Origin of the sequence: Streptomyces naganishii JCM 4654, assembly GCF_014650575.1 — a bacterium.
Taxonomy (GTDB): Bacteria; Actinomycetota; Actinomycetes; order Streptomycetales; family Streptomycetaceae; genus Streptomyces; species Streptomyces naganishii.
This window is the reverse complement of sequence record NZ_BMVF01000058.1, coordinates 1-1,459: the sequence shown is the minus strand read 5'-3', so window position 1 is coordinate 1,459 and position 1,459 is coordinate 1. Positions and strand designations below refer to the sequence as shown.

At 71.4% G+C, this 1,459-nt stretch carries 1 protein-coding gene; it reads right to left on the bottom strand.

Features of this window, described 5'->3' with window-relative positions; all coding sequences use genetic code 11:
* Positions 1-1,459, bottom strand: a 1,459-nt coding sequence (locus tag IE217_RS34320; protein ID WP_229865864.1) for a beta-ketoacyl synthase N-terminal-like domain-containing protein, incomplete at both ends; no start/stop codon positions are given.

The window sequence follows — 1,459 nt, the reverse complement described above, 5'->3', positions numbered from 1 at the left end:
CGCCGCCGACAACCCCGCGGACGCCAACGCCTGCCGGATCACCCGCTGCTGCGACGGACCGTTCGGAGCCGTAAGACCATTGCTCGCACCGTCCTGGTTGACCGCGCTGCCGCGCACCACCGCCAACACGGGATGACCATGACGCCGGGCGTCCGACAGCCGCTCCACGAGCAGCATGCCCACACCCTCACCCCAGCCGGTGCCGTCCGCACCCGCAGCGAACGCCTTCACCCGGCCGTCCGCCGCAAGACCCCGCTGCCGGCTGAAGTCGACGAAGTTCTCGGGCGTAGCCATGATCGTCACGCCGCCCACCAGCGCGACCGAGCACTCGCCGTTCCGCAGCGCCTGGGCCGCCCAGTGGAGGGCGACGAGGGAGGACGAGCAGGCCGTGTCGACCGTGACGGCCGGGCCTTCGAGACCGAAGACGTAGGCGAGCCGGCCGGAGACCACGCTGGCCGCGTTGCCGGTGCCAAGGTGCCCCTCCAGCCCCTCGGGGGCCTTCATCAGCAGGGAAAGGTAGTCCTGGCCGTTCGTCCCGATGAATACACCCGCCTGGCTGCCGCGCAGCGCGTCCGGAGCGATGCCCGCTCGCTCGAACGCCTCCCACGCGACTTCCAGCAGCAGCCGCTGCTGCGGGTCCATCGCCAGCGCCTCACGCGGCGAGATGCCGAAGAAGGCCGCGTCGAACTCGGCCGCGTTCTGGATGAAGGCGCCCTCTCGGGTGTACGTCTTGCCCGCCTGCCCGGGGTCCGGGTCGTAGAGGGCCTCGACGTCCCAGCCCCGGTCGGTCGGGAACCGGGAGGTGGCGTCCCGCCCGTCGCTCAGCAACTGCCAGAGGTCTTCGGGTGACCGTACGCCGCCCGGGAAGCGGCAGCTCATCGACACGATCGCGATCGGGTCGTCGGCAACGGCAAGCGCGGGTGCGCCGGTTACGGAGCTGATGACGGACGACGCCTCGGGTACGAGCCCGCCCAGCAGTTCGTCGCGCAGGTGGCCGGCGAGTGCGGAGGCCGTGGGGTAGTCGTAGACCAGGGAGGTGGGAAGGGACAGACCGGTGGCAGCGCCGAGGCGGTTGCGCAGCTCGACCGCGGTCAGCGAGTCGAAGCCCAGCTCCCGGAAGGCCCGGTCACCACGTACCGCGTCCGCACCGCTGTGTCCCAGCACGGCCGCGACCTGCGCACGCACCAGATCCAGCAGTTCCGTCTCACGTTCGGCCGCGCCGAGTCCGGCCAGCCGTTCGGCGAGGGAGGAGGAGTCAGCTGCGGCAGCGGGACGGTCGTCCGCCGCCCCGGGGTTGGCCAACGGCTGTTGCCCGAGCGCAAGTTCGTCGAAGAGTGTGGTGGGGCGTACGGCCGTGAAGCCGGCCGCGAAACGCTCCCACTCCAGGTCCACCACGCATGCAGCGGCATCCCCCGACCCGCCCAGATCAACCACACGCTCCAGCGCCCGCATCGCCAGA